At 74.4% G+C, this 25,930-nt stretch carries 25 protein-coding genes; 12 read left to right on the top strand and 13 right to left on the bottom strand.

The features are described from left to right. The 3 genes from fdh to VGH76_RS09090 all read right to left on the bottom strand — a co-directional run. Positions 1–2,557, bottom strand: a 2,557-nt coding sequence (fdh, locus tag VGH76_RS09100; protein WP_331556334.1) for a formate dehydrogenase, incomplete at its 3' end; no start/stop codon positions are given. A 132-nt stretch (positions 2,558–2,689) separates the two neighbouring features. Beyond that, on the bottom strand, positions 2,690–3,577 hold the full coding sequence (locus tag VGH76_RS09095) for an oxidoreductase (RefSeq protein WP_331556333.1): 888 nt from the start codon (positions 3,575–3,577) through the stop codon (positions 2,690–2,692). A gap of 74 nt (positions 3,578–3,651) precedes the next feature. Continuing rightward, on the bottom strand, positions 3,652–4,650 hold the full coding sequence (locus VGH76_RS09090) for an FAD-dependent oxidoreductase (protein WP_331556332.1): 999 nt from the start codon (positions 4,648–4,650) through the stop codon (positions 3,652–3,654). Positions 4,651–4,716: 66 nt separating this feature from the next. On the opposite strand from VGH76_RS09090, the gene VGH76_RS09085 reads away from it, so the two are divergent. From VGH76_RS09085 to VGH76_RS09065, 5 genes are all read left to right on the top strand, one after another. Continuing rightward, complete coding sequence (locus tag VGH76_RS09085) at positions 4,717–5,139, top strand: SRPBCC family protein (protein ID WP_331556330.1); 423 nt, start codon at positions 4,717–4,719, stop codon at positions 5,137–5,139. A 95-nt stretch (positions 5,140–5,234) separates the two neighbouring features. Next, positions 5,235–5,906: a PAS domain-containing protein gene (locus VGH76_RS09080; RefSeq protein WP_331556328.1), complete on the top strand. Its 672-nt coding sequence runs from the start codon at positions 5,235–5,237 to the stop codon at positions 5,904–5,906. Between the two features lie 102 nt (positions 5,907–6,008). Beyond that, positions 6,009–7,988, top strand: coding sequence for a molybdopterin oxidoreductase family protein (locus tag VGH76_RS09075; RefSeq protein WP_331556327.1), 1,980 nt, complete (start codon positions 6,009–6,011; stop codon positions 7,986–7,988). A gap of 16 nt (positions 7,989–8,004) precedes the next feature. Further along, positions 8,005–9,861 carry an NAD(P)H-dependent oxidoreductase subunit E gene (locus tag VGH76_RS09070; RefSeq protein ID WP_331556326.1) on the top strand — a complete coding sequence of 619 codons (1,857 nt, stop codon included), beginning with the start codon at positions 8,005–8,007 and terminating at the stop codon, positions 9,859–9,861. Next, positions 9,858–10,790 carry a 2Fe-2S iron-sulfur cluster-binding protein gene (locus VGH76_RS09065; RefSeq protein WP_331556325.1) on the top strand — a complete coding sequence of 311 codons (933 nt, stop codon included), beginning with the start codon at positions 9,858–9,860 and terminating at the stop codon, positions 10,788–10,790. Before VGH76_RS09070 ends, VGH76_RS09065 begins: the two co-directional genes overlap by 4 nt. 32 nt (positions 10,791–10,822) lie before the next feature. Here VGH76_RS09065 and VGH76_RS09060 read toward each other — a convergent pair whose 3' ends face one another. After that, positions 10,823–12,469, bottom strand: coding sequence for an AMP-binding protein (locus tag VGH76_RS09060; RefSeq protein ID WP_331556324.1), 1,647 nt, complete (start codon positions 12,467–12,469; stop codon positions 10,823–10,825). A gap of 91 nt (positions 12,470–12,560) precedes the next feature. Here VGH76_RS09060 and VGH76_RS09055 point away from each other — a divergent pair, with 91 nt between their 5' ends. The 3 genes from VGH76_RS09055 to VGH76_RS09045 are packed head-to-tail and all read left to right on the top strand — an operon-like array spanning position 12,561 to position 16,092. Further along, the gene (locus VGH76_RS09055; RefSeq protein WP_331556323.1) at positions 12,561–14,783 is read left to right on the top strand and encodes a xanthine dehydrogenase family protein molybdopterin-binding subunit; all 2,223 of its coding nucleotides are present in this window, start codon (positions 12,561–12,563) and stop codon (positions 14,781–14,783) included. Continuing rightward, positions 14,780–15,607, top strand: a complete 828-nt coding sequence (locus VGH76_RS09050; protein WP_331556322.1) for an FAD binding domain-containing protein — start codon at positions 14,780–14,782, stop codon at positions 15,605–15,607. The genes VGH76_RS09055 and VGH76_RS09050 overlap by 4 nt, the downstream gene beginning before the upstream one ends. Continuing rightward, complete coding sequence (locus tag VGH76_RS09045; protein WP_331556321.1) at positions 15,604–16,092, top strand: (2Fe-2S)-binding protein; 489 nt, start codon at positions 15,604–15,606, stop codon at positions 16,090–16,092. The genes VGH76_RS09050 and VGH76_RS09045 overlap by 4 nt, the downstream gene beginning before the upstream one ends. A gap of 25 nt (positions 16,093–16,117) precedes the next feature. Here the strand turns inward: VGH76_RS09045 and VGH76_RS09040 are convergent, their stop codons facing one another. The 5 genes from VGH76_RS09040 to VGH76_RS09020 are packed head-to-tail and all read right to left on the bottom strand — an operon-like array spanning position 16,118 to position 20,448. Beyond that, complete coding sequence (locus VGH76_RS09040; protein ID WP_331556320.1) at positions 16,118–17,170, bottom strand: maleylacetate reductase; 1,053 nt, start codon at positions 17,168–17,170, stop codon at positions 16,118–16,120. Further along, positions 17,167–18,066, bottom strand: coding sequence for a dioxygenase (locus VGH76_RS09035; RefSeq protein WP_331556319.1), 900 nt, complete (start codon positions 18,064–18,066; stop codon positions 17,167–17,169). Before VGH76_RS09035 ends, VGH76_RS09040 begins: the two co-directional genes overlap by 4 nt. Next, positions 18,066–18,956, bottom strand: coding sequence for a polysaccharide deacetylase (locus VGH76_RS09030; protein ID WP_331556318.1), 891 nt, complete (start codon positions 18,954–18,956; stop codon positions 18,066–18,068). Before VGH76_RS09030 ends, VGH76_RS09035 begins: the two co-directional genes overlap by 1 nt. A gap of 22 nt (positions 18,957–18,978) precedes the next feature. Beyond that, positions 18,979–19,680 (bottom strand): DsbA family protein, encoded by a 702-nt coding sequence (locus VGH76_RS09025; RefSeq protein WP_331556317.1) that lies wholly within the window; start codon positions 19,678–19,680, stop codon positions 18,979–18,981. A gap of 9 nt (positions 19,681–19,689) precedes the next feature. Continuing rightward, complete coding sequence (locus tag VGH76_RS09020; RefSeq protein ID WP_331556316.1) at positions 19,690–20,448, bottom strand: alpha/beta hydrolase; 759 nt, start codon at positions 20,446–20,448, stop codon at positions 19,690–19,692. Between the two features lie 69 nt (positions 20,449–20,517). Between VGH76_RS09020 and VGH76_RS09015 the strand changes: the two genes are divergently transcribed. Beyond that, entirely contained in the window at positions 20,518–20,643 is a 126-nt protein-coding gene (locus tag VGH76_RS09015) for a hypothetical protein (RefSeq protein WP_331556315.1), read from the top strand. On the opposite strand, the gene VGH76_RS09010 is transcribed toward VGH76_RS09015, so the two are convergent. The 3 genes from VGH76_RS09010 to VGH76_RS09000 form a co-directional block, all read right to left on the bottom strand. Further along, on the bottom strand, positions 20,630–21,037 hold the full coding sequence (locus VGH76_RS09010) for a PPOX class F420-dependent oxidoreductase (RefSeq protein ID WP_331556314.1): 408 nt from the start codon (positions 21,035–21,037) through the stop codon (positions 20,630–20,632). The two genes, VGH76_RS09015 and VGH76_RS09010, sit on opposite strands and share 14 nt — an antisense overlap. A 117-nt stretch (positions 21,038–21,154) precedes the next feature. Further along, the gene (locus tag VGH76_RS09005) at positions 21,155–21,928 is read right to left on the bottom strand and encodes an ABC transporter permease (RefSeq protein WP_331556313.1); all 774 of its coding nucleotides are present in this window, start codon (positions 21,926–21,928) and stop codon (positions 21,155–21,157) included. Further along, positions 21,925–22,614, bottom strand: coding sequence for an ATP-binding cassette domain-containing protein (locus VGH76_RS09000; RefSeq protein ID WP_331556311.1), 690 nt, complete (start codon positions 22,612–22,614; stop codon positions 21,925–21,927). The genes VGH76_RS09005 and VGH76_RS09000 overlap by 4 nt, the downstream gene beginning before the upstream one ends. A 145-nt stretch (positions 22,615–22,759) precedes the next feature. Here VGH76_RS09000 and VGH76_RS08995 point away from each other — a divergent pair, with 145 nt between their 5' ends. After that, a complete protein-coding gene (locus VGH76_RS08995; RefSeq protein ID WP_331556310.1) occupies positions 22,760–24,130 on the top strand; it encodes an NAD(P)/FAD-dependent oxidoreductase in 1,371 nt (456 codons plus the stop codon). Positions 24,131–24,635: 505 nt separating this feature from the next. After that, the gene (locus VGH76_RS08990; RefSeq protein ID WP_331556309.1) at positions 24,636–24,980 is read left to right on the top strand and encodes an antitoxin; all 345 of its coding nucleotides are present in this window, start codon (positions 24,636–24,638) and stop codon (positions 24,978–24,980) included. Here the strand turns inward: VGH76_RS08990 and VGH76_RS08985 are convergent. Further along, positions 24,977–25,678, bottom strand: a complete 702-nt coding sequence (locus VGH76_RS08985) for a M24 family metallopeptidase (protein WP_331556308.1) — start codon at positions 25,676–25,678, stop codon at positions 24,977–24,979. The genes VGH76_RS08990 and VGH76_RS08985 overlap by 4 nt on opposite strands. 59 nt (positions 25,679–25,737) lie before the next feature. On the opposite strand from VGH76_RS08985, the gene VGH76_RS08980 reads away from it, so the two are divergent. Beyond that, a partial coding sequence (locus VGH76_RS08980; RefSeq protein WP_331556307.1) for a hypothetical protein occupies positions 25,738–25,930 on the top strand: 193 nt, incomplete at its 3' end.

The raw sequence follows: 25,930 nt of genomic DNA, 5'->3' as shown, positions 1-25,930 counted from the left end.
CCTCGAAGTCGGGCACGTCGTGCCCCGTCCAGTGCTGCGCGTCCTCGTCCCACCAGACGTAGGCCTTGCGCTCGCTCCACGGCCGGCCCTCGGGGTCGGCCGAGGCCCGGTTGTAGAGCACGCGCCGGTTCATCGGCCACGCCCAGCCCCACTCCAGCGCCGCCGGGCTCTCCCCACCGGCGGGCTCGCGCCGCGCCGCCTGGTTGACGCCGTCGGCGTACACCCCGGAGTAGATCCAGCAGCCGCAGGCGGTGGACCCGTCGTCGCGCAGGTCGGTGTACCCGTCGACCTGGCTGCCGTCGTCGACGCGGTAGCCGGAGATCTCGGCGAGGACGGCGTGGGCGTCCGGGTCGCCGTGGGGCCCCTCGGTCGGGTAGTCCCAGGTGAGTTCCCGGATCGCCGCGTCGCGGTCGAGCCCGGAGTCCGCGAGGCGGGCCCGGACCCGCCGGCCCAGCTCGTGGACGAACCACAGGTCGCTGCGCGCGTCCCCCGGCGGCTCGACCGCCTGGTGGCGCCACTGCAGCAGGCGCTGGGTGTTGGTGAACGAGCCGGCCTTCTCGATGTGCGTGGCCGCGGGGAGCAGGAAGACCTCGGTGTCGATGTCCTCGGTCCGCATCTCCCCGGTCTCGATCTCGGGGCCGTCCTTCCAGAAGGTGGCGGTCTCGATCTCCTGGAGGTCGCGCACGACGAGCCACGTGAGCGCGGCGAGCCCGTGCCGCTGCTGCTTGGAGTTCGTCGTCCCGACGGCCGGGTTCTCCCCCAGCACGAAGTAGCCCTCGCACTCGCCGTCGATCATCTTCAGGACGGTGGTGAACGTCGAGTGGTCGCCGGAGATGCGGGGCAGGCGGTCGAAGCAGTAGTCGTTCCGGGCCGTCGCCGCGTCGCCGTACCAGGCCTTGAGCAGGCTGATGACGTACGCGGGCATGTTGCCCCAGAAGCCCTTCTGCGCCGCATCGGCCGCCAGGAAGTCCCGGAGGTGCATCTCCTCGTGCGCGTTGGGCATGGGGATGTAGCCGGGCAGCAGGTCGTAGAGCGTGGGGATGTCGGTGGAGCCCTGGATCGTGGCGTGCCCGCGCATCGCCATGATCCCGCCGCCGGGGCGGCCGATGTTGCCGAGCAGGGCCTGCAGGATCGATGCGGCGCGGATGTACTGCACGCCCACGGTGTGCTGGGTCCAGCCCACCGAGTAGACCCACATCGTGGTGCGCTCGCGACCCGAGTTCGCGCAGATCGCCTCGGCGACCTGCGTGAACTGCCCCGGGCTCATCCCGCACACCCGCGAGACCATCTCCGGGGTGTAACGGGCGAAGTGACGCTTGAGCACCTGGTACACGCAGCGGGGGTGCTCAAGCGTCTCGTCCCGCTCGGGCGAGCCGCGGAACGAGGCCCCGCCGGTGCCGGCGCTCTCCGACCGGCCGAGCAGGTGGCTCACCTTGTGGGTGCCGGCATCGGACCCTCCCCCGCCGCCTCCCTCGGCGGCGGGTCCCGCCACGACGTCCCACTGGTCACGGTTGCCCGACGCCGCCGCGACCTCCGCGCCCTCGTACTGCCAGGTCGAGGTGTCGTAGCTGCGGGTCTCGGGGTCCCAGCCGGAGAACAGGCCGTCCTCGTCGCCGGCGTCGGCGAAGTCCTCGCGGACGATCATCGGGGCATTCGTGTAGGCGACGACGTACTCGCGGAAGTCCCTGCCTTCCGAGAGGACGTGGTTGATCAGGCCGCCGAGGAAGGCGATGTCGGTGCCCGGCCGAATCGGCACGTGCGTGTCGGCGACCGCGCTGGTCCGGGTGAAGCGAGGGTCGACGTGGATGATCGTCGCGCCGCGGGCCTTGGCCTCCATGACCCACTGGAAGCCCACCGGGTGGGCCTCCGCCATGTTCGAGCCCTCGATGACCACGCAGTCGGCCTGCGCGATGTCCTGCTGGCTGTTGGTGGCGCCGCCGCGCCCGAAGCTCGTCCCCAGACCGGGGACGGTCGAGGAGTGTCAAATGCGCGCCTGGTTCTCCACCTGGACGGCGCCGAGCGCGGTGTAGAGCTTCTTGAGGAGGTAGTTCTCCTCGTTGTCGAGGGTGGCCCCACCGAGGTGGGCGATGCCGAGCGTGCGGTTGAGCACCCGGCCCTCCTCGTCGGTGTCCTGCCAGGTGCGGGCGCGGGTGTCGACGACGCGGTCGGCGATCATGTCCATCGCGGTGTCGAGGTCGAGGTCCTCCCAGTCGGTGCCGCCGGGCCGCCGGTAGCGGACCTTCGTCACCCGGCTCGGCGAGGTCACCAGCGACAGGCTCGACGAGCCGCGGGGGCAGAGCCGGCCGCGGCTGATCGGCGAGTCCGGGTCGCCCTCGATGTGGGTGACGCGGCCGTCGCGCGAGTAGACCCGCTGCCCACAGCCCACGGCGCAGAACGGGCACACCGAGCGGGTCACGGTGTCGGCGTCCTCGGTGCGTGCGCGCCACGGGTCGGGGGCATTGGAGCGCACCGCCTCGCCCCGCCCGAGCGGGTCCGGGCCGGCCACCTGGCGGGCGAGCGGCCAGCGACGCAGGGTGGCCGCGAGCGGCCGGGGCATCTCCACGGGAGGACCTCCACGACGGACGTCGCCGGGGCGAGGGGAAGGGCCCGGCTGCGAGGTCAACCGCGGGGGAGGCGAACGCTGCCACCGCAGTCGGCCCCCCGCAATCCCGGCCCGGCCCCTCGTGCCTCAGCGACCGATCGAGTCCAGCTCGGCCACCGCGTCGTCGGGCAGCTCCAGGCCGGCGCCGGCGACGTTCTCGCGCAGGTGCTCGACCGACGAGGTGCCGGGGATCAGCAGGATGTTCGGCGACCGCTGCAGCAGCCACGCCAGCGCGACCGACGTCCGGCTCGCGTCCACCCGCTTGGCGACGTCGTCGAGGGTCTGCGACTGCAGCGGCGAGAACCCGCCGAGCGGGAAGTACGGGACGTACGCGATCCCCTGCGCGGCGAGCGAGTCGACCAGCGCATCGTCCTCGCGGTGGGCGAGGTTGTAGGGGTTCTGCACGCAGGCCACCGGAGCCACCGTCTGTGCCTCGGCGATCTGCTCGGCTGAGGCGGTGCTGATGCCGAGGTGGTGGACGAGGCCCTGCTGCTGCAGGTCGGCGAGGAGGCCGAACCGCTCGGCCACCGGCTGCGCCATCGGGGCGAGGTGGTCGGCGTGGTCGGCCTCGAGCCGCAGGTTCACCGCGTCGAGGCGCTCGACGCCGAGGCGGCGCAGGTTGTCGTGCACCGCGCCGCGCAGCTCGTCGGGCTCGAGGGCGGGCAACCAGTTGCCCTCGTCGTCGCGGCGGGCCCCGACCTTGGTGACGAGCACGAGGTTCTCGGGGTACGGGGCGAGGGCCTCGCGGATGACCTCGTTGGTGACGTGCGGCCCGTAGAAGTCCGACGTGTCGATGTGGTTGATGCCAAGCTCGACGACGGTCCGCAGCACCCGGACCGCCTCATCGCGGTCCCTCGGAGGACCGAACACCCCGGGCCCGGCGAGCTGCATCGCGCCGTAGCCGACGCGGGTGACCTCGAGGTCGCCCAGGCGGGCCGTGCCGCCGGGCAGGTCGTGCGTGGGGAGAGAGGGCATGGTCGCCTTCCGGGATGCGTGATCTGGTACGTCCCCCACCGTGCGCCGCGAAGGCGGCCGCGGCGAGGGACCCCTCATCCTGGGACCCCGGGTCCCAGGGTGCGCGCCGCGTGCTCCGCCACCTCGTCCGCGCAGCCCCAGGCGAGCGTGATCCCGGAGCCGCCGTGCCCGTAGTCGTGGATCACGGGCGTCCCGTCGGCGAGCACGCCGCGCTCCAGGCGCACCGTGGGCCGCGCGGGCCGCAGCCCGGCCACCGTCTCCAGCACCTCCGCGCCGGCGAGCGCCGGGACGAGGTCGGTGCAGCGCGCGACGATCGCCGCGGCCTGCGCCGGGTCGGGGGTGGCGTCCCGGACGCCCTCCTCGAGGGTGCCGCCGAGGACCACGTCGTCGGTGCGGGGGTGGACGTAGGCCCGGCCGCCGGGGTGGGCCTCGTCGCGCACCGAGAGCGAGAGCCCCGGGTTGGTGACCCGCACGATCTGACCGCGCACCGGGACCACGCTCGGGTCGGGGACGAGCTCGCGCGCGGCGAGCCCGGGGGCGGCGATCACGACGTCGGCCGGGTGGGCGGGGTCGGCGGCCTCGTCGAGGCTCGCCAGCCGGCGGGAGACGAACCGCGCGCCACGGTCCGCGACGTGCGCGGCCAGCCACGGCAGGTGCACCGGCATCTCGACCAGCGGCACGGCGAAGCGCAGCCCGTGGCGGTAGCCGGGCGGCAGCTCGTCGGGCCGGGCCGGCCGGACATCACCGACCGCGGGGGCCCACCACGGCCGACCGGGGTCCTCGCGGTGCAGCGTGAGGCTCTCCCGCATGACGACGCCGGGGACGCCGCGGCGGGCCTGGTCGGCGAGCTCGGCGTAGGTGGCCGTGCCCCAGGCCAGCACGCGGTCGCGGGGATCGGCGCGCGTCGGGAACCAGACGGCCGCGGCGAGGTGCGAGGTGGTCTCCGTGGCGGGCCGGTCGGCGACGACGGTCACCCGCCATCCCCGGTCCAGCAGCCGGGAGGCGGCCGCGAGCCCGACGATCCCGGCCCCGACCACCGTCGCGCGTCCGGGGGTCGTGCTCGGGACCGTCACGCCGACGATCGTCGCCGGGATCCGCGCGGTCCGCAGGGGCCGGCGCCGGTGGCAGGATCGCCCACCATGACCAGCACGGACACCGATGCCGGAACCCGGCACGTCTCCCGGGTGATCGCGCGGCCGTGGCGCGAGGTCCACGCGTACGCCGCCGACCCGCAGAACCTCGTGCACTGGGCCTCGGGGCTCGCGACGGCGACGGTCACGCCGGCCGGCGACGGGTCCTGGCACGCGTCGTCGCCCTTCGGCGAGGTGGTGGTGCGCTTCGTCGCGCCCAACGACCTCGGCGTGGTCGACCACACGGTCCGCATGCCCGACGGCGCCGAGGTGCTCAACCCGATGCGCGTCCTGCCCCACGACGACGGGGCGGAGGTGGTGTTCACGGTGCGCCGCCGCCCGGGCATGACCGACGACGACGTGGCCGCGGACGCCGCCGTCGTCGCCACGGATCTGGAGACGCTGCGCGCGAGGTGCACCGCGGGCCCCTGAGCCGCGGCGTCACCCGGTGGGGGATGGGGTCCTCCGTTCAGTGAGTAACTGGCTACCCTCCGGGAGGTCCGGACCCGGAACCGTCGGGGGGTGGGATGGACAGGATCGGCGCCTACTCCTGGCACCCCAGCTCCGACCGGTGGGCGTGGAACGACACCATGTTCCACCTGCTCGGCTACCCCGCGGGCGCCGTCCGGCCGAGCCGCGCGCTCGTCGTCGCCCACAAGCACCCCGACGATCGGGGGCGCGTCGAGCACGTGATGGCCGATGCCGTGGCCCACCATTTGGCCTACACGTGCCGACACCGGATCGTGTCGGTCGACGGCACGGTTCACCAGGTGGTCGCCGTCGGGCACCCGGCGGAACCCGACGAGCACTGGCCGTCCGGGCTGCTCCTGCGCGGCTACGTCGTGCACCTCGCGACGTGGTCGCCGACCCCCTCGCCCGCGGGGTCGGCGGCGGCCGCCACCCACTCGGTCCCCTCGCCGTTCCCGCCGGTGTCCTCACCCCGCGACGGGCCGCCCCCGCCCGGCTGGCCGTCGTGGTGGGCGGTCGAGCACGACCGCTACGTCGCGCGGGCCGTGGAGGTCCTCACCGAGGCGATGGAGCTGACCGCGGACGCCGGCGCCGCGCTGCTCGCCCACCTCGCCAACACGGCCGCCGAACCGCTGATCGTCGTGGCCGAGCGCGTGATCGCGGTGAACCTCGACCCGGACACCGCCGGTCTCGCCGGGCTGCTCGCGGGGATCACCGTTCCGCAGGAGTGAACCCGGCGCGACGGAGACTGTGACCCGGGTCGCACTTGATCTCCACGGCGTTTAGCGTGGCCGGTAGAGCACGATCAGTCACGCCCGGAGGTCGAATCCGCCATGCGCGCTCCGCGCCACGTCCGCCTCACCGAGCCCCTCGTCCGCGAGCACGGCGAGCTCCGCCCCGCGAGCTGGGACGAGGCCCTCGACCGCGCCGCCGCGGGCTTCCGCGGGATCCCGGGCGACACCTACGGGATGTTCTCCTGCTCGAAGGCGACGAACGAGATGAACTACGTCGCCCAGAAGTTCGCCCGGGTGGTGATGGGGTCCAACAACGTGGACTCCTGCAACCGCACTTGACACGCTCCCAGCGTCGTCGGTCTGACGGCAGTGTTCGGCGCCGGTGGTGGCACCAGCGCCTATTCCGAGGTCGAGGACACCGACCTCGTGCTCCTCTGGGGTTCCAACGCGCGCGACACACACCCGATCTACTTCCACCACGTCCTGGCGGGGCTGCGCCACGGGGCCGGGCTCTACGTCGTCGACCCGCGGCGCACCTCCACCGCGCGGTGGGCGCGCGGCCACCTGGCCCTCGACGTCGGCACCGACATCGCGCTCGCCCACGCCATGGGGCGGGTGATCCTCGACGAGGGCCTGGAGAACCGGGCGTTCATCGAGCGCGCCACCACCGGGTTCGACGAGTACACCGCCGCCGTCGAGCCGTGGACCCTCGAGCGGGCGCAGGAGGTCACCGGGGTCGACGCGGGCCTGATCCGCGAGACCGCGCTCGCCTACGCCACCGCCGACCGGGCCCAGCTGTGCTGGACCCTCGGCATCACCGAGCACCACAACGCCGTCGACAACGTCCGCGCCCTCATCGACCTCGCGCTGCTCACCGGGCACGTCGGGCGGTGGGGCTCGGGCCTGGTGCCGCTGCGCGGGCAGAACAACGTGCAGGGCGGCGGCGACATGGGCGCCATCCCCAACAAGCTGCCCGGCGGCTACGACGTCGAGGACGAGGCCGAGCGCAGCCGGTTCGAACGGGCCTGGGGCGCCCCGATCCCGCCGCGCAAGGGCCTGCACCTCTCGCAGATGTTCGAGTCGATGGAGCGGGGCGAGATCCGCGCGGTGTACGTCGTCGGCGAGAACCCGGCGGAGTCCGAGGCCGACGTCGCGCACGCCCGCAAGCTGCTCACCGGGCTGGACCACCTCGTCGTCCAGGACATCTTCCGCACCGCCACCGCCGAGCTGGCCGATGTGGTGTTCCCCAGCTGCGCGGACTGGTGCGAGTACGAGGGGACCGTCACCTCCTCGGAACGCCGGGTGCAGCGGGTCCGCAAGGCGATCGAGCCCCCCGGGCTCGCCCGGCCGGACACCCACATCCTCTGCGCCCTCGCGACGCGGCTCGGGCACGACTGGGGCGAGCCGACCGCCGAGCAGGTGTGGGACGAGCTGCGCTCGGTCTCGCTCGACTGGCACGCCGGGATGTCCTACGCCCGCCTCACCGAGCACGGCGGGCTGCAGTGGCCGTGTCCCGCTGCCGGTCCGGATGGGGCTGACCACCCCGGCACCCCGACGATGCACACCCGGCTCTGGGCGCAGGACCCGGCCGCCCGCGGCAAGCCCGCCCCGTTCGCCGGGGTGGCGCACGCCGGCCCGCTCGACGTGCTCTCGGCGGAGTTCCCGCTGCGGCTGACGACGGTGCGCACGCTCGATTCCTTCAACTCCGGGGTACAGACCGGTGGGTACACCTCGCCGCTGCGTCGCGACGAGGCGCTGTGCGTGGACCCGGCGGACGCCCGCGCGCTGGGGGTCGCCGACGGCGAGCGGGTGCGGGTGGTGTCGCGGCGCGGCGCCGTCGAGGCCCCGATCCGGTTCGACGGGGCCGCCCGGCCCGGGCTGGCGTTCATCACGCCGCACTTCTCCGAGCAGGTCGACGTCAACCTGATCACCAACGAGGCCTGGGACCCGCAGTCGGGCACCTCGGAGTTCAAGGCGACGGCGGTCCGGATCGAGAAGCTCCCCGGGCGCCAGGAGGGCGTGGCCGCCGGGTGGCGGCCGGGGTCCGCCGACACGCGGGTGCCGGTGGCCGGATCGTGAGCACCGAAGGAGATCCGTGGATCTGAGGCTGCTGCCCGACGCGCCCACCGACGCGGAACGGGCCGCGATCGACGCCGTGGTCCCCCGGGACCTCGGCTCGACGGGCGAACGCCGGGACCTCCTGCTCCCCGCCTTCCACGCGGTGATGGACGCCGTCGGCTGGATCAGCCGCGGCGCCCTCGGCCACGTCTGCGAACGCCTCGAGGTCCCCCCGGCCGAGGCGTACGGGGTGGCCACCTTCTACGCGCTGTTCTCGGTCACGCCCCGGGCACCGCGCATCGCGCACGTGTGCGACGACGTCGCCTGCGCGGCCTTCGGTGGGGAGGACCTGTGCGCCGCGATCGAGGAGCGCCTCGGGCCGCCGGGCGAGCGCGAGGACGTGACCTGGACCCGCAGCCCGTGCCTCGGGATGTGCGAGCGGGCCCCGGCGGTGTTCCTGCAGCGCGCGGACCCCGACGCCGCCACGGAGGAGCCGGCGCACGCCCAGATCGCGCCCGCCGACGTCACCGCGGTGCTCGAGGGGCTCGGCGGGGCCGACGTCCCGGGCCCCGACCCGGTGGTGGCCGCGCCCCAGACGCGGGGGACGCCGCCCCGCACCAACGGGACCCGTCCGCAGGAGCTGCACCTGCTCTCGCGCGTCGGCGTGGTCGACCCGGCCGACCTCGACTCCTACCGCGCCGCCGGCGGCTACGCCGGGCTGCGGCGCGCGCTGCACGTCGGGCCGGCCCGCGTCGTCGACGAGATCACCGTCGCCTCGCTCACCGGGCGCGGTGGCGCCGCCTTCCCGACGGGGACGAAGTGGGCCGCCGTCGCCGGATCCCCCGAACCGGACAAGTACCTCGTCTGCAACGCCGACGAGTCCGAGCCCGGCACCTTCAAGGACCGCGTGCTCATGGAGGCCGACCCGTTCGCGCTGGTTGAGGCCATGACAGTCGCCGGGATCGCCGTCGGCGCGCACACCGGCTACCTCTACATCCGCGGCGAGTACCCCGCCGCCGAGCGGGCGATCCGCCACGCCGTCGACGCCGCGCGGCACCACCGGCTCCTCGGCGACGACGTCATGGGCTCGGGGCGCGTGTTCGACATCGAGGTCCGCCGCGGCGCGGGCGCCTACATCTGCGGCGAGGAGACCGCACTGATGAACTCGCTCGAGGGCCGCCGCGGCGAGCCCCGGGCGAAGCCGCCGTTCCCGACGGTGTCCGGTCTGTTCGCGCAGCCCACGGTCATCAACAACGTCGAGACGCTGGTCAACGTGCTGCGCATCGTCACCGAGGGCGGCCCGGCGTTCGCGTCGGCCGGGTCGGGGCGCTCGACCGGGACGAGGCTGTTCTGCCTGTCCGGGGTGGTGGCGCGGCCCGGGGTCTACGAGGTCGGGATGGGCACCACGCTGCGCGAGCTGCTCGACCTCGCCGGCGGCGTGCCCGACCGGCTGCGGACGATCCTGCTGGGCGGCGCAGCGGGATCGTTCGTCACCCCCGACCAGCTCGACGTGCGGCTCACCCTGGAGGACACCCGCGAGATCGGGGCGACGCTCGGGTCGGGCGTCGTACTGTGCCTCGACGACACCGTCGACATGGCGCGGATCCTGCGCCGGATCGCCGGGTTCTTCCGCGACGAGTCCTGCGGGCAGTGCGTGCCGTGCCGGGTCGGGACCGTCCGGCAGGAGGAGGCGCTCGCGCGGATCGTGCGGGGCCGCGAGATCGGCGGCCGCACGACGGAACTGCAGCTGCTCACCGATGTCGACCGCGTCATGACCGACGCGTCGATCTGCGGGCTGGGGCAGACGGCGGCGTCGGCGGTGCGCTCGGCGCTGAAGCTCGGACTCGTCGGAGCCCAGCGGAGCGACGGGGGAATCGGAGGGGAATCGTCGTGACCATCGTGGACCTCGGAACCATCCGGCGGCTGGTCTCGGTGACCGTCGACGACGTCGAGCACCGCGTCCCCGAGGGCGCGACGATCATGGACGTCCTCGACGACGCGGGGTGTGACACCCCGCGGCTGTGCCAGGCACCGAACCTCACCCCGGTCAACGCGTGTCGGGTGTGCGTGGTGGAGGTCGAGGGTTCCCGGCCGCTCGTACCGTCGTGCGCGCGCCGCGTCGAGGACGGGATGGCGGTGCGCACCGACACCGAGCGGGTCGCGCACAGCCGGAAGATGGTGCTCGAGCTGCTGGAGTCGGCCAACGACATGTCCCAGGCCGGCGACGACGTGGCCCGCTGGTCGGTCGAGTACGGCGCCGACCCGGAGCGCTACGGCCCGGTCGGGCCGCCCGCCGCGGCCGGAGAGCGCGGCAACCGGCACGCCGGTCACCACGCCGAGCCCGACGGGGAGACGCGGGCGACGGTCGAGCAGCCGGTCACCGTCGACAACGACCTCTACGTGCGCGACTACGCCCGCTGCATCCTCTGCTACAAGTGCGTCGAGGCGTGCGGCACCGACGCGCAGAACACCTTCGCGATCGCCGTCGCCGGCCGCGGGTTCGACGCGACGATCTCGACGGAGTTCGCGGTGCCGCTGCCGGAGTCGGCGTGCGTGTACTGCGGGAACTGCATCGGGGTGTGCCCGACCGGGGCGCTGAAGTCGGTGGCCGAGCACGAGCGACGCGAGGCCGGGATCTGGGACCCCGAGGACGAGACGGTGACGTCGACGATCTGCTCGTTCTGCGGCGTCGGCTGCACCCTGGAGCTGCACGTGCAGCACAACACGATCGTCAACGTGACCTCACCGCAGGACCACTCGGTGACCCACGGGCACCTGTGCATCAAGGGCCGCTTCGGGTTCCAGCACGTGCAGAACCTGTAGGTGCGCTGCGCGCCCGTGAGCACTTTCCGGGGCTATGACCCCGCAAAGTGCTCACGTGCGAGCGCAGCGAGTACCTGCGTGCGGATCTTCGTGCCGTTGGTGCCCGACGTCGTCGGCATCTCGTCGAGCACGTGCACCGCGGCCGGCACCTTGAACGGCGCCAGCACCTCGGAGCACCACGCCCGCAGGTCGCCCGGGTCACCGACGCCGGGCCCCAGCACCACGAACCCGACCGCGACCGTCGCCCCGTCGTCGCCGGCCACCCCGACCACCTTCGCCGTGTGCACCGCCGGGTGCGCCGCGAGCCGGACCTCGATCTCGGCGGGGTCGACCAGGAAGCCCCGCAGCCGCAACGCGTCGCCCATCCGGCACACGTAGACGAAGGCGCCGTCGTCGACGAGCACCCCGAGGTCGCCCGAGCGGAACCAGCCACCGGCGCGGAACACCTCGGGCACCTCCGCGCCCAGGTAGCCGTCCACCACGTTCGGGCCGCGGAACTCCAGCTCCCCCTCGGCCCCGTACCCGAGCACGTCCCCCGTCCCCGGGTCGGTCACCCGCACCTCGATGGCGGGGTCCACCACGCGACCGCCGCCGGCCCACCGGGGCGGGGCGGGCTCGTCGGGCGGCCACGCGGCGGTGAGGGCGAAGACCTCCGAGGAGCCGTAGACCCCGGTCACCTGCGTGCCGACCTCCTCGGTCACCCACGCGGCCAGTTCCCGCGAGCGGCCCTGGAAGTCCGCAACCCCCCACCAGCGCCACGACGACAGGTCGCGCGGCCGGGCGCGGTACGCCTCGGCCAGGCGCAGCACGAGGTCGTCGCCGGCGCCCACATGAGTCACTCCGCAGGTGGCCATGTCGTCGAGGACGTCATCGGGCTCGAACACCGGCTCGAGGACTAGCGTGGCCCCCGCCGCGAGACCGGCGGCCGCGGCGTTGAAGCCGTACACCCCGGAGAAGGGCAGCGCGCAGAGCACGACGTCGGCCTCGGTCAGCCCGAGGACCGCGGCGTCGGCGACGGCGTGCGCGAGCACCCCGACGCCGCGGTGGGCGGCCAGCTTGGGCAGCCCCGTCGAGCCGGAGGTCGTGAAGGCGACGACGAGCCGGTCCGGGTCGGAGGCCGCGGGCTCCGGCCCGTCGGTCCCCGCCGGGACCCAGACACCCGCCCCGACGTCGAGCGCGCCGACGTCGTCGGGAGCCGGTCGGCCCGGACCCGCCACCGGCGCGACCTGCGGGACGACGCTCGAGCCCTCGACCGCGGCTCGGAGCCGCCCGGTGAGGTCGAGGCCGTGGAAGTCGTGGGCGAGCGCGACGAGCACCGGACACGAGCGGGCGAGGACGTGGGTCGCCTCCTCGGTGCCGTAGCGGGTGTTGATCCCGACGACGAGGGCGCCGCGCGCCGCGACGGCGCACTGCCAGACCAGCGCGTCGGCCCAGTTCGGCAGCCACACCGCCACCGCGTCGCCCGCGGCGACGCCGTGCTCGGCCAGCTCCGCGGCCAGCCCCCGCACGCGATGCCAGAGCTCGCCGCGTGTGGTGGCGACGAGCGCGCCGTCGGCGGTGCGTTCGCGCACCAGCACCGCGTCCGGGTCCCGCCGGGCGAGGCGGCCGACGAGGTCGGGCAGGTCGGCCGGCCGCTCGATCGGGCCCGGGTGCGGCGACACCCGTCGTCGGGTGGTCATGCCGCCCACGGTAGGTGCGCTGCGCGCAGGTGAGCAGTAATCGGTGCTGTACGCCGGATTACTGCTCACGTGCCGGAGGCACCCTTGCGGGGTGCGCGGCGACGACAGGCTCACCACCGGGCGGGGACGCTACGTCGCCGACCTGCGCGTTGCCGGCTGCCTCGAGGCGGCGTTCGTGCGCAGCCCGGTGCCGCACGCCGACCTGCGCGGCGTCGACCCGACGACGGCGGCCCGCATGCCCGGCGTCGCGCTGGTACTCCGGGCCGACGACCTCGCCGGCGTCGGGGACGTCCCCACGATGTTCGGCGCCGAGGACGCTCCCCCGTGGCCGCCGTTGGCGCGGGACCGGGTGCGCCACGAGGGCGAGCCGGTCGCGCTCGTCGTCGCCGACGACCGCTACCGCGCCGAGGACGCCGTCGCGACCGTCGCGCTCGACCTCGAGCCGCGCCCGGGCCGCGCCACCCCGAGCGCCGCCCGCCAGGCCCGCGACCGCGGCGACGAGCCGCTGTACCCCGGTCACGACGACCTCGCCCTCGCGAAGGACTTCGGCCCGCCGGTGGCCGAGGAGACCTGGCGACGCGCGCACACCGTGGTGGACGTCAAGCTGCGCCAGCAGCTCCTCGCGCCGACGTCGCTGGAGGCGCGGGCGATCCTGGTCGAGCCCGATGGCGAGCGACTCATCGTCCACTGCTCCCACCAGTTCCCCCACGGGCTCGCGACCGGGATCGCCGGCGCGTTCGGCCTCGACGTCGGGATCGTCCGCGTGGTCGTCCCCGACGCGGGCGGCGCCTTCGGCTCGAAGAGCCCGACCTACCCCGAGTACCTTGCCGTCGTCGCGGCCGCTCGACGGCTGGGCCGCCCGGTGCGCTGGATCGAGGACCGCACCGAGGCCCTCACCGCCGCCTCGCGCGGCCGCGGGCAGGACCAGCGCGTCCGGATCGCCGCCGACGCCGACGGCCGGTTCCTCGCGATCGACCTGCAGGTCGACGCCGACGTCGGGGCCCACCCGCTCGGTGCGGCGCTGCCCGGCCAGACCGGGCTCGCGGCGTCCGAGGCCTACGCCGTGCCGGAGGTCCACGCGGCGGTCCGCTCGTGGTCCACGACGACGACGCCGACCTTCGCCTACCGCGGCGCCGGGCGCCCGGAGGCGGCCTACGCGGTGGAGCGCGCGGTCGACGAGCTCGCGGCCACGCTCGGCGCCGACCCCGTCGAGCTGCGCCGCCGGAACCTGATCCGAGACTTCCCGTACGACACCCCGACCGGCCGCCGCTACGACAGCGGCGACTACGCGGCCTGCCTGGACCGCTGCGTCGAGTTGCTCGAGCCGGGGCGGTGGCGGGCCGAGCAGGCACGGCGCCGCGACGAGGGCGGGTGGCCCCTCGGCGTCGGGATCGCCTGCTACGTGGAGCGCAGCGGCGGCGAGCCGGGGATCCTCGAGGAGTACGGGTCGGTGACCGCCGACGACGGCGGTTTCACGGCCCGGGTCGGGACATCGTCCACCGGGCAGCCGCACGGGACGGTGTTCGCCGCGCTCGTCGCCGACCGGCTCGGGGTCGCCGCCGAGGACGTCGTGCTCGTGGAGGGCGATACCGGCGAGGTCCCCGAGGGTCACGGGACGTTCGCGAGCCGGTCGGCCCAGATGGGCGGGGCCGCGCTCGCGGAGGCGGCCGACGCGCTGATCGGGACCGCGCGGGAACGGGCCGCCGAGGTCTGGGCGGTCGCGGTCGACGACGTCGTCTGGGACAAGGGCACGCTGCGCTCCGGGACCTCGGCGATGCCGGCCGGGGAGCTCGCCACCGAGACGGAGCCGCTGCGCGCCGAGCACCGATTCACCTCCCCGCCGGCGTTCCCCTACGGCAGCTACGGCGCGGTCGTCGAGGTAGACCCGGAGCTCGGCAGCGTGCACCTGCTCCGCCTCGTGGCCGTCGACGACTACGGCACCGTCCTCGACCAGACCGCCGTCCACGGCCAGACGCTCGGTTCGATCGCGCAGGGGCTCGGCCAGGTGCTCACCGAGTCGGTGGTGCTCGACGACGAGGGCGCCGCTCTGCTGCGCGACGGCCTGCTCGACTACCTGCTGCCCACCGCCGCGGAGATGCCGCGGGACCTGCGCGTCGACGAGACGGCCGTCCCCGCCCCCGACAACCCGCTCGGCGCCAAGGGGGCCGGCGAGGCGGGGTGCATCGGGGTGCCGCCCGCCGTCGTGAACGCGGTGGCCGACGCGATCCGCTCGCTGCCCGGGGCCGACCCGACGAGGCTGCGGATGCCGCTCACGCCCGCCGTCGTGTGGGCCGCGCTCGGGGGTGTCGGGTGAAGCCGGCGCCGTTCGAGTACGTCGTCCCGACGACGCTCGCCGAGGCCCTCGACGCGCTCGCGACGCCGGGCGCCCGGGTGATCGCGGGTGGGCAGAGCCTGCTGCAGGACCTGGGGTGGCGCCGAACCGAAGCGTCGCTGCTGGTCGACGTGGCGGACCTCGACGAGCTGGCAGGCGTCCACGACGACGTCGGGTCGGTGCGGATCGGGGCCCGGGTGCGGCACGTCGACCTCGAGCGCGGCGCCGTGGCCGGCCCGCTCGGGGCGCTGCTCGTCGCGACCGCCGGCTGGATCGCCCACCCGCCGGTGCGCAGCCGCGGCACGCTGGTCGGGAGCCTGTGCTTCGCACACCCGGCCTCGGAGTGGTGCGCGCTCGCGGCCGGGCTGGGCGGGTCGGTGGAGCTGGCATCGACGCGGGGCCGGCGCACCGTCGCCGTCGGGGACTTCCTGTACGGGCCGCACGAGACCGCCGCCGCCCCCGACGAGCTCGCCACCGCCGTGGTGCTGCCGCGTCTGCCCGGCGGGACCCGGGTCGGCGTCGTCGAGTCCCGGCGCACCCACGCGGGCTACGCCCACGTGGCGGCGACCGCGGCCGTGCTGCCCGATGGATCCGCGCGGCTCGGGCTGGCCGGGGCGGCCCCGACGGGGATCCGGGCGCACGCGGCCGAGGCGGCGCTGGCCCGGGGCGAGGACCCGGGGGCGGCCGCCGCGACGGTCGACGCCGACCCGCGGGAGCACCCGCACGCCCCGATCGCCTACACCCGCCACGTGGCCGGGGTCCTGGTGCGCCGGGTCCTGGCCCGCACCGAGGAGGCCGCCGCATGACCGCCCTCGACGTCGACCTGCACGTCAACGGCACCGAGCACCGGGTGACCGTGGAGCCGCGGCGCGCCCTGGCCGTCGTGCTGCGCGAGGACCTCGGGCTCACCGGCACCCACCTCGGCTGCGAGCACGGCGTGTGCGGGACCTGCACCGTGCTCGTCGACGGCGAGCCGGTGCGGTCCTGCCTCGTGCTGGCGGTGCAGGTGCGGGGCCGGGCGATCCGGACCGTCGAGGGACTCGAGGCCGCCGACGGCACCCCGGACCCGTTGCAGACCGCGTTCTCCGAGCACCATGCGCTGCAGTGCGGGTTCTGCACGCCGGGGTTCCTCGTGCTGCTGCGCGGGGCGCTCGACGAGGACCCCACGGTGGTCGAGGACGACGACCGCCTCGACGCCCTGCTCGCCTCGAACCTGTGCCGCTGCACCGGCTACGAGGGGATCCGGGCCGCGGCGCGGGCGGTCGGTACGCAGCGCGCTCGTGAGCAGTGATCCGTGCCATAGGGCGGATTACTGCTCACCTGCGCGGAGCGCACCCCAGCGCCTCGTCGAGCAGGGCCCGGACCTCGGGCGCCGTCGGCACCCGCGGATGGGCGGGCGGCGGCGACACGGCCCGTTCCGCGAGGACATCGAACTGCGCCGAGTCCGCTCCCAGCTCCGCCAGCGTCGTCGGCGCCCCGAGCTCGGCGAACAGCCTGCGCAGCACCGCCACCGGATCCCCACCCAGCGCCCGTTCCAGCGCGGCGCCCGCCTTCGGGACCGCCGGGAGCGTCCACGCGAGGACGTGCGGCAGCAGCACCGTGTGCGTGCCGGCGTGGGGCAGGTCCAGCCCGCCGCCGAGCACGTGCGCCAGCCGGTGGTGCAGCCCCATCGTCGTCACCGCGAGCCCGGCACCGGCGAGCCACGCGCCGTAGAGCAGGTCCGCACGCGCCGCAGGGTCGGCCGGGGCGGCGGCCACGCGGGGCAGCGCGTCGACGATCGCACGGGCCGACTCGGTCGCCTCGAGCCGCGTCACCGGCGTCGCGTCGGGGGCCCACAGCGCCTCGACGGCGTGCGCGAGCGCGTTGCCCGCGCTCGTCACCGATACCGCGACCGGCAGCGACGTCGTCAGCTCCGGGTCGTAGACGACGGCGGCGGGACGCACCCGCTCGTCGCGACCCGTCGCCTTCACCCCGTCCTCGGTCCGGCCCCACACCGGCGTCATCTCCGAACCGGAGTAGGTGGTGGGCACCGCGGCCAGCGGCACCCCGGTGTCGCGGGCGATCGCCTTCCCGAGCCCGATCGCGGACCCGCCGCCGACCGCCACGCACCCGTCCGCGCCCAGCTCCTCCGCCCGGGCCACGGCGGCGTCCGCGACCTCGGCCGGCACGTGCTCCACCGCGTCCGCGAGCACCCCGGCCGACCGGTCCCCCAGGAACCCCGCGGCCTGTTCCCCCAGCGCCTCGCGGCCCGGGGTGGTCACGACGACGACGCGGCGCGCGCCGAGGCGCGCCACCTCCTCGCCGAGCTCGGCGAACCGCCCGGGCCCGAAGGCCACCCGCGTCGGACGCGGCAGCTCGGTGAACCTCACGAGGACGCAGGCTGCAGCACGACGTCGAACCGCGCCCGCCGGAACGGGGTGGGCAGGCCGTGGCGCGCGGCGGCGTCGGGGTCGTCGACCGGCGCGAAGTCGCGCACCAGGGACTGCTTCACGGCGAACACCGCGTCGGAGTCCAGGTAGGCGCTGCCCGCGACGAAGACGTGCGTGGTCACCGGCACGTGGCCCGGGGCCTCGACGATGAAGTGCACGTGCGCCGGGCGGTAGGGGTGGCGCTTCGTGGCGGTCAGCAGGGCACCCACCGGCCCGTCGGTGGGGATCGGGTAGTGCGCCGGGACGATCGAGCGGAACCAGAACCGGCCCTCGTCGTCGGCGGTGAACAGGCCCCGCCCGTTGCCGAGCGGCTGGGCGTCGGGGACCTGGACGTCGTAGAAGCCGTGGTCGTCGGCCTGCCACACGTCGATCCGCGCCCCCGGTACCGGGGTGCCGTCCGGGGTGCTCACCGAGCCCTCGATCAGGCACGGCTCGCCGGTGCCGACCGAGTCGATCGAGTCGCCGAGCGCGCGCTCCGGGCTGCGCACCACGTGGAACGGCCCGAGCACCGTGGATGCGGTGGCGTCGGATTCTTCCCCCGTCGCTCCGCTCGCCCCACCTGACTGCCGCGCCGCCTCCATCGTCTCCACGAGCATCGAGGCGCCGAGCACGTCGGAGAAGAGGATGAACTCCTGGCGGTGCTCGTCGCACTTCTGCCCGATCGCGGTGAGGAACTCGATCCCCCGCTCCCACTCCGCGAGGCTGGGCCGCACCTCGCGCAGGAAGCCGTGCAGGTGGCGCACGAGGCTGTCCATCACCTCGCGCAGCCGCGGGTCGGGGGTGTCCGCGAAGCTCGCGGTCACCGCGTCGACGGAGTCGTCCTCGCTGAAGTCCATCAGGGCCTCCCTGCGCCTCGCGGCGAGCGCCGCAGGAAGTCCTGCGCGATCTCGTCGAACGTCAGCCAGCGCACGCCCTCGTGGGAGTTGATGTACTCGATGAGCCGCTCGTGCATGAGCAGCACCTGCGGGCGCCCGGAGACGTCCGGGTGGATCGTCATGGTGAAGACCGCGTAGTCCAGTTCGCGGTAGGCCCAGTCGAACTGGTCGCGCCAGAGCTGCTCAATGTCGCGCGGGTTGACGAAGCCGTGGGAGTTCGGGCTGCCCTTGACGAACATCATCGGGGGGAGGTCGTCGAGGTACCAGTTCGCGGGCAGCTCGACGAGGTCGGTCTCCTCGCCCCGGCGCAGCGGCTTCATCCACTCCGCGGCGTCGGCGTCCAGGTCGATCTTGGTCCACGAGTCGCCGACGCGGACGTAGTAGGGCGTGAAGTCGTCGTGCATCAGCGAGTGGTCGTAGGTCAGCCCGCGGTCGAGGACCAGCTCGTTGGTGATCTCCGAGAACTCCCACCACGGCGCGACGTAGCCGGTGGGCCGCGCGCCGGAACGGTCCTCGATCAGCGAGATGCAGTGGTCCAGGACGTCGGACTCCTGCTGTCTCGACATCGCGATCGGATTCTCGTGGCTGTACCCGTGCACCCCGATCTCGTGGCCCGCCGCGACGCACGCGTCGAACTGCTCGGGGAAGGTCTCGACCGAGTGGCCCGGCCAGAAGAACGTCTGGCGGATGCCGGCGCGCCGGAAGAGCTCGAGCACGCGCGGCACCCCGACCTCGCCGGCGAAGAGGCCCCGCGAGATGTCGCCCGGGGAGTTCTCCCCGCCGTACGAGCCGAGCCACCCCCCGACCGCGTCGATGTCGACCCCGTAGCTGACGAGGATCTCCTTGGGCATGAGCGGCCTCCGGTCTCGTGCCTCAGCGCACGTACGTGTCCGTCTTCGCCAGCTTGGCCGACATCGGCGTCTCGGGGAACGACCGGACGTTGCGCTTCAGCTCGGCGAACCCGCCCCAGCGCGCGATCGTCTCCACCGCGTCCCACAGGCGCAGCGAGTCCTCGCCCGACGGCGGGGCGTCGATGACCGGCCCGAAGAGCGCGGGACCGTCGGGAGGCGAGAACGACAGGATCGGCGTCCCCACCCCGCCGCCGCAGCGCTCCGCGGCCTCCTGGGTCTCGGAGCGCAAGTCGTCGTCGCGGGAGGTGTCCGACGACGCGTCCGCCAGGTCCTCGGGCAGCCCCGCCTGCCGCAGCGCCGGACGAAGGTCCCGCAGGCGGGCCATCTCGTGCATGACGGCCTTGAAATCATCACCTTCGGGCGGGTCGGCGTCCCACACCAGCTCGCCGAGCGCGGTGTACAGGTCCCCGACGACGCCGGGTCCGTGCGCCTCGCGCGCGGCGTGCACCACGCGCAGCATCTCCAGCCCACGCAGGTGCGAGTCCGGGTACTCCGGCGAGGCCTTCTTCCGCTCGTCGTAGGAGATCTCCTCGTTGAGGATCGCCAGCGACAGCGGGCGCCAGACGACCTCGAGGTCGCGCTGCGCCGCCACGTCGACCACCCAGCGGGACGTCACCCAGCAGAACGGGCAGATGGGGTCGAAGAAGAACTCGAGATCAGCCACACCCGTCGGCTACCCGGCGAGGCCCGCCCAGAACGCCGTCAGCACCTCGGCGCCGCGCGCGGGGTCCTGGACCATCCACCAGTGCCCGAGGCCCTCGAGCACCGCGACCTGCGCCCCGGCCCGTTCCGCGGCCCGCCGCCGCATCGCCTCGTCGCCGGTGTAGTGGTCCTCGGTCGCCAGCAGCGCGAGGCCGGGTCGGGCGGCGAGCCGTCCGAGGTCCTCGCCGCGGCGGGCGATCGCGGGCTGCGCGGCGTCCCGGTAGAGGCGCAGCACGCAGGCCTGCATCGCCTCGTCCCACCCGCTCGCCATCCGGTCGGCCACCTCGGGGGTGATCCCGAGGCCCAGCATGCGCTCGACCTTCGCCTCGTGCGTCCCGCCGAGCATCCCGGCGACGTGCTCCTCGCCGAGGCCGGGCGTCTGCCAGGCCTGCGCCAGGTCGTGCCACACGTAGCCCGGCTCGAAGACCCCGAGGACGTCGTCCGCCCAGCTGCGCACAGTCTCCGGTCGGGCCATCAGCGCGGTCGCGACGTGCCCGCCGCCCCAGTCGTGGCCCACCAGGTCGATCGGGCCCTCGAGGCGCTCGAGCTCGCCGAGCAGCCAGTCGCGGTAGCCGTCGACCGTCGCCTCGAACCCGTCCGGCACCGACGCGCCGAAGCCGGGCGGGGAGAGCCGGACGACGTCGGTCACTCCGTGGTCGCGCAGCGCGGCGACCAGCGGGTCCCAGACGGCGGCGGTCTCGGGGTTGCCGTGGACGAGGACGACTGGCATGCGCGCATCCTCGCGCACCCGAATGTTGCGACCTTCACCCCGAGGTGTCGGAGCCCGTGCTGGTCCGCCGTGATCGCCGTGCGCGAGGTCGAGGGCATCGTGCGGGTCCCGACGCCGTTCGGACCCCCGGCCCGGCTGCTTACCCGCTACGCCGACGCGCGGCGGATGCTCGGCGACGCCGCTACATCGGCGTGACGCGCAGCACGACCCGCGTGCGCGGGGTGCTCGAGCGGCCGACGAAGCGCTCGGCCTGTTGCAGGAGTCGGATCCCGCCGAACTCCCAGCCATACTTGGTGCGCAGGAGCCGCTCGGTCAGGCCCACGCCCTCGGCGGACTCGTCGACCACCGCGGTCGCGGGCACCACCGGGGTGCCCTCGGCGACGCGGCCCCGACGGTCGCAGGCCCGCAGCTCGACGTGGGCGTCGCTGCGGATGCGCCCGACCTTGCCGCTCTCGGCCACCGTGTAGACGACGAGCGCGGCGCCGTCCCGGACGACCCACACCGGGGTCGCCACGGGCTCACCGGTGCGGCGGAACGTGGTCAACGAGACGAAGCGCTCGTCTCCGAGCGTCACGAGTGAAGCGGTCACGTCATCGCTCGTACCCGGGTCCTCGTCGTCACGCACGGCAACGATCATCACACGGCGTCGTCGATCACAGCGGCCGAACCGTGCCGCAGCAGGTCGGGGGGCGTCGACCGCTGACCGTCAGGACGCCGCCCGCGCCAGCCGCACGAGGCGGTGGTCCGGGGTGAACAGGCGGCGGGAGAGCCCGATCGCCATGACCGTCGTCGTGGTCGAGGCCGCCGCCAGGACGAGGAACATCACCACGAGCTGCACGAGCACCGCCGAGACCGGGTCCGCCCCGCCGAGGATGAGGCCGGTCATCGCCCCGGGGAGGAAGACGAGGCCGGTCGCCTTGGTGGTCTCGATCTGCGGCGAGAGCGCCGAGCGCAGCACGCCCCGGACGTAGGGCCGGGCCGCGTCCTGCGAGGGCTGGCCCAGGGCCAGCCGGGCCTCGATCTCGTCGCGCTTGTCGGTGAACTCCTCCACCATGCGGCGGCCCGCGAGCACCGTCGCGGTCATGGCGTTGCCGACGATGAGGCCCGCGATCGGCACCAGGGTGCGCGCGCTCAGCGGGAAGACCCCCAGCCCGAAGAGGACCGCCAGGGAGAGCGCCGTCGCCAGCACGAACGCGGTGAGCGCGAGCGGGACGATCCGCGGGACCCCGGGCGCCCGCTGCTTCGCGGTGACCGCGGCGTACCCGAGCATCGCCACCACCCACAGCCACGACCACCACAGCGAGGTCTGCGGCCGCAGTAGCAGGAGCAGGATCCCGCCGACGAGCAGGAGCTGGACGCCGGCACGCAGCGCGGCCCAGACGATGCTGCGCTCCAGGCCCAGGCCCCAGTAGAGCGAGAGCCCCGCGGCGACCGCGACGAGGATGAGCGAGAAGGCCGTCCCGGCCCAGTTGACGGTCACGCCTCGTCCTCCAGGTCGTCCGCCTCGCGGGCCCGGACGCGTCCCCCGGCCACCTCGAGCACCCGGTCGGCGACCCGCCGGACCTGGGCCGCGTCGTGGCTGACCCACACCACGGTCAGGCCGTCCGCGGCGAGGTCGGCCACGGTGCGCTCGAAGGTGCGGGTGGGCTCGGCGTCGAGGGCGGAGGTCGGCTCGTCGAGCAGCACCACGCGGGGTTCGACGACGAGCGTGCGCGCCAGGCACATGCGCTGCAGCTCGCCGCCGGAGAGGGTGTCCGCGTCCCGGCCGAGCACGTCGGCCGGGAGGGACACCCGTTCGAGCAGCTCGCCCAACCGGCCGTCGTCGGCCTCGGGCGCGGCGACGCGCAGGTTGTCCCGGACGGTGCCGGCGAACGGCGTCGGGCGCTGGAAGACCATGCCGACCTCGCGGCGCAGCGCGAGCGGGTCGAGGTCGTCGAGCGGCGTGCCGCGGTAGCGGACGACCCCGGCGTCGGGCACGTCGAGCCGGTCGAGCAGTCGCAGCAGGGTGGTCTTGCCCGCCCCCGATGTGCCCCAGAGCACCGTCGTGCCCTGCCCCGGGATGTCGGTGTCCACGCCGTCGAGCACCGCGCGCGGTTCCCCGCCGTTCGGGTCGGGACGGCGGACCGTCACGTTCCGCAGCGCGAACACCGACTCGCTGTCGTCCACGAGCGCACGGGTTACCCCGAGCGGTCGAGGTGCACACGGCGCGGACCGGCGCGGACGGCGTTAACACCGCCGCGACAGGACCGACACGCGGACATCACGTACCGCGGTTCCGTGGGCACCGACCGTTCCGGCACCCTCTTCGGACATGGACGCACCACGGACCGACGGCCAGGGCGACGGACGGGGCGACCGGCCGCCCCGCGTGGTGATCATCGGCAGCGGGTTCGCCGGGTTCCACACCGCGAAGTCGCTGGCGCGGCGCACGCGCGGCGCCGTGGACATCGTGGTGGTCAGCCCCACCAACTACTTCCTCTACCTGCCGCTGCTGCCGGAGGTGGCGGGCGGCATCCTCGAGCCGCGCCGCATCGCCGTCGCCCTCTCCGACGCCCTCCCGGCCTGCGTGCACCACGCGCCGGGCGAGGTCGACGCGATCGACCTCGACGTCCGCGAGATCGGGTGGCTCGACCCCGAGGGTGTGCACCACCGCACCACCTACGACCGGCTCGTCCTGGCGGCGGGCAGCGTCCACAAGGTGATGCCGATCCCGGGCGTCAGCGAGTACGCGGTCGGCTTCCGCGGGGTGCCCGAGGCGATCTACCTGCGCGACCACGTCGTGCGGCAGATCGACCTCGCGGAGATGTGCGACGACCCGGCCGAGCGGGAGGCGCGCTGCACCTTCGTCGTGGTCGGCGCCGGCTACACCGGCACCGAGGTCGCCGCCCAGGGCCAGCTGTTCACGCGGGCGCTGGCGCGCAGCCGCGGGCTCGACCCGGACGCCATGCGCTGGGTGCTCGTCAGCCGGGGCGAGGTGCTCGCGGGGCTCGACGAGCACCTCGCGCGCACCGCCGACGCGGTCCTGCGGCGCCGGGGCGTCGAGGTGCACACCCACGAGACGATGGAGGAGGCCGACGAGCACGGCGTCGTGCTCAGCTCCGGGGAGCGCATCCCGACCCGGACGCTGCTGTGGTGCGTCGGCGTGCGGGCCGACCCGCTCATCGAGCGCCTCGACATCGAGCTCGACGACGGCCGGGTGGTGGTCCACGAGACGCTGCAGGTGCCGGGCCGCCCGGAGCTCTACGCGTGCGGCGACGTGGCCGCCGTGCCCGATCCGACCCGCCCCGGCGAGCACACGCCGACGACGGCGCAGCACGCGGTGCGCCAGGGCGCCCTCGCCGGCCGGAACCTGGCGGCATCGCTCGGCTACGGGTCGGTGCGGCCGTACCGGCACCGCGACCTCGGGTTCGTCGTGGACCTCGGCGGTTTCCAGGCGGCCGCCGCCCCGCTGCACCTCCCGCTCACCGGCCTGCCCGCCAAGATCGTCACCCGCGGCTACCACCTGGCCGCCATGCCGGGGAACCGGTTGCGCACCGCCGTCGACTGGGTGCTCGAGGCGGTCCAGCCCCGGCAGAGCGCCCAGCTCGGTCTCGTGCGCTCGCCCGCGATCCCGCTGGACACCGCCTCGCCGGAGGTCCCCCAGCACCACCTCGGTTTCCCGCACGCCTCGGGAGAGAGCTGATCGGATTGCGGAGAAGAACGCAGCACCATGCGTTCCGGGTATTCTGTACGACGAAGTCGTCGTAGCTCCCGGAATCTTCGACCCCCGGTCCGCACGGCCGTCCGGGCGACCTTTCCCCGGTGATCGCAGCAGGTCAGTAGGCCACTGACCGGACACACAGCAACGGAACACGATATCGACAGAGATGTCGCCTTGTTGCTCGACGCGCGGAGGAATACGCTCGTTCACGTAGCCGGGCAGCAACGTCTCCCCCCGACGAAATCCGGGTCACCCCCCCAGACCCGGAGGTGTGCTGCCCGGCTACACGCACGCCTGCCGGCGCATAATCCGAGCCATTCCGGGGAATGGCGTCCGGTCGCGTCGCGCCTGATCGATCAGTGTCCGGAGCCGAGCGCGATCGACCAGCCCCGCGCGGTGAGCGCGGACCCGATCGTGGTACCCAGGAGGGGTCCGACTCCCCGGCCGACCCCCGGGGCCGACCCGACCCCGGATGAGGTGCACCCAGATGGCCCTGATGCGTCGCGTGGCCGCCCTCGGAGCCGCCGTGGCCGCGGCCCGCCAGTACGCCCGGCAGAACCCGGAGAAGGTCAACCGGTACGCCGACCAGGCCGCGTCGTTCATCGACCAGCGCACCCGTGGTCGCTTCCGCCGGCAGCTCGACACCGCCCTGCGCCAGGTGCGCAAGGAGACGAGCGTGCCCGGCCGGTCGCGGTTCGGGCCCAGCCAGGCCGGTCAGTACGGCCCGCAGCAGTTCCGCACCGGCGGTGTGGGCGGCTCGGACAGCACCGCCAACGGAGCCGACACCGACCTGGGCACCCGGCGCTACCCCAGCGAGCGCACCGACCGCTAGCGCATCAGCTGCTCGAAGAAGGCGCCGATGCGGTGCTCGCCGTCCACGAGGTGGACCTCGAGGATCCAGTGGCAGCGGCGCCCCGCCGCATCGACGGCGCGGTGCATCGGGGTGTCGTTGCCGGGCGTGATGTAGCTGGACAGGCGCTCGGCGTCGATCAGCTCGTGCGGGAACTCCCCGACGAGGTGGCCGCTGTGCGGGCCGCCGAACTCCCAGCCGGCGTCCCGGGCGAGCCCGCACACATGGGCGTAGAGCTCCTCGCCCGTGACGTCGGGGTGGCTGTCGAAATACGACCGGCCCGCGTCCCACACCCGGGGCAGGTCGGCCGCGATGGCGTGCTTGCGCTCGTCGTCGCCGAGGACGAACGTCCGCCCGACGTCGGCCTCCCACGCCGCGAACACCGGCCCGAGGTCGACGAAGACGATGTCGTCCTCGGCGATGCGGCGATCGGGCGGGTTCTCCCGGTACGGCTGCAGGGTGTTCTCCCCGGAGCGCACCACGCGCTTGTGCCAGTGGCGCGAGGTCCCGAACATCTCGGCGCCGAGGTCGCGCACCGCGGTGCTGACCTCCGACTCGAGGCGCCCGGGCGCGATCAGCCCCCGCCGGTCGACCTCGGCGAACAGCTCCGCCGCGTGTCCCTCGGCCTCCACGAGGCACCGGGTGCGCTCGTCCTCGTCCAGCGTGCCGGTGGCGTCCACCGGCCGATCCTCGCCCCGCGCGTGGCCGTGACGGAAGGGCTCCGCCGCAACCGGGGACGATGGTCGACGCGCTGCACCTCGTCGACGTCGACGGCGAGCACGCCGGCGAGCTGCGGGCGCTGACGCCGGTCTCGCGCACATCGTTCTCGCAGCCGTCGTTCTCCCCGGACGGCACGCGGATCGCGGTGCTCGCCGAGGACACCGCGATCGTGCCCTCCTTCGGCCGCGTCGCGGTGGTCCCGACGGCGGGTG

Origin of the sequence: Actinomycetospora sp. (genome assembly GCF_036497585.1) — a bacterium.
Taxonomy (GTDB): domain Bacteria; phylum Actinomycetota; class Actinomycetes; order Mycobacteriales; family Pseudonocardiaceae; genus Actinomycetospora.
The sequence above is the reverse complement of the archived record's forward strand: the minus strand, read 5'-3'. Positions and strand labels throughout refer to the sequence as shown.

What these genes read in the sequence shown, in the direction of transcription:
- VGH76_RS09095 (WP_331556333.1), bottom strand. Translation starts at nt 3,577, where the DNA reads ATGCCCTCTCTCCCCACGCACGACCTGCCCGGCGGCACGGCCCGCCTG.
- VGH76_RS09085 (WP_331556330.1), top strand. Translation starts at nt 4,717, where the DNA reads ATGACCAGCACGGACACCGATGCCGGAACCCGGCACGTCTCCCGGGTG.
- VGH76_RS09080 (WP_331556328.1), top strand. Translation starts at nt 5,235, where the DNA reads ATGGACAGGATCGGCGCCTACTCCTGGCACCCCAGCTCCGACCGGTGG.
- VGH76_RS09060 (WP_331556324.1), bottom strand. Translation starts at nt 12,469, where the DNA reads ATGACCACCCGACGACGGGTGTCGCCGCACCCGGGCCCGATCGAGCGG.
- VGH76_RS09045 (WP_331556321.1), top strand. Translation starts at nt 15,604, where the DNA reads ATGACCGCCCTCGACGTCGACCTGCACGTCAACGGCACCGAGCACCGG.
- VGH76_RS09035 (WP_331556319.1), bottom strand. Translation starts at nt 18,066, where the DNA reads ATGGACTTCAGCGAGGACGACTCCGTCGACGCGGTGACCGCGAGCTTC.
- VGH76_RS09030 (WP_331556318.1), bottom strand. Translation starts at nt 18,956, where the DNA reads ATGCCCAAGGAGATCCTCGTCAGCTACGGGGTCGACATCGACGCGGTC.
- VGH76_RS09020 (WP_331556316.1), bottom strand. Translation starts at nt 20,448, where the DNA reads ATGCCAGTCGTCCTCGTCCACGGCAACCCCGAGACCGCCGCCGTCTGG.
- VGH76_RS08995 (WP_331556310.1), top strand. Translation starts at nt 22,760, where the DNA reads ATGGACGCACCACGGACCGACGGCCAGGGCGACGGACGGGGCGACCGG.
- VGH76_RS08990 (WP_331556309.1), top strand. Translation starts at nt 24,636, where the DNA reads ATGGCCCTGATGCGTCGCGTGGCCGCCCTCGGAGCCGCCGTGGCCGCG.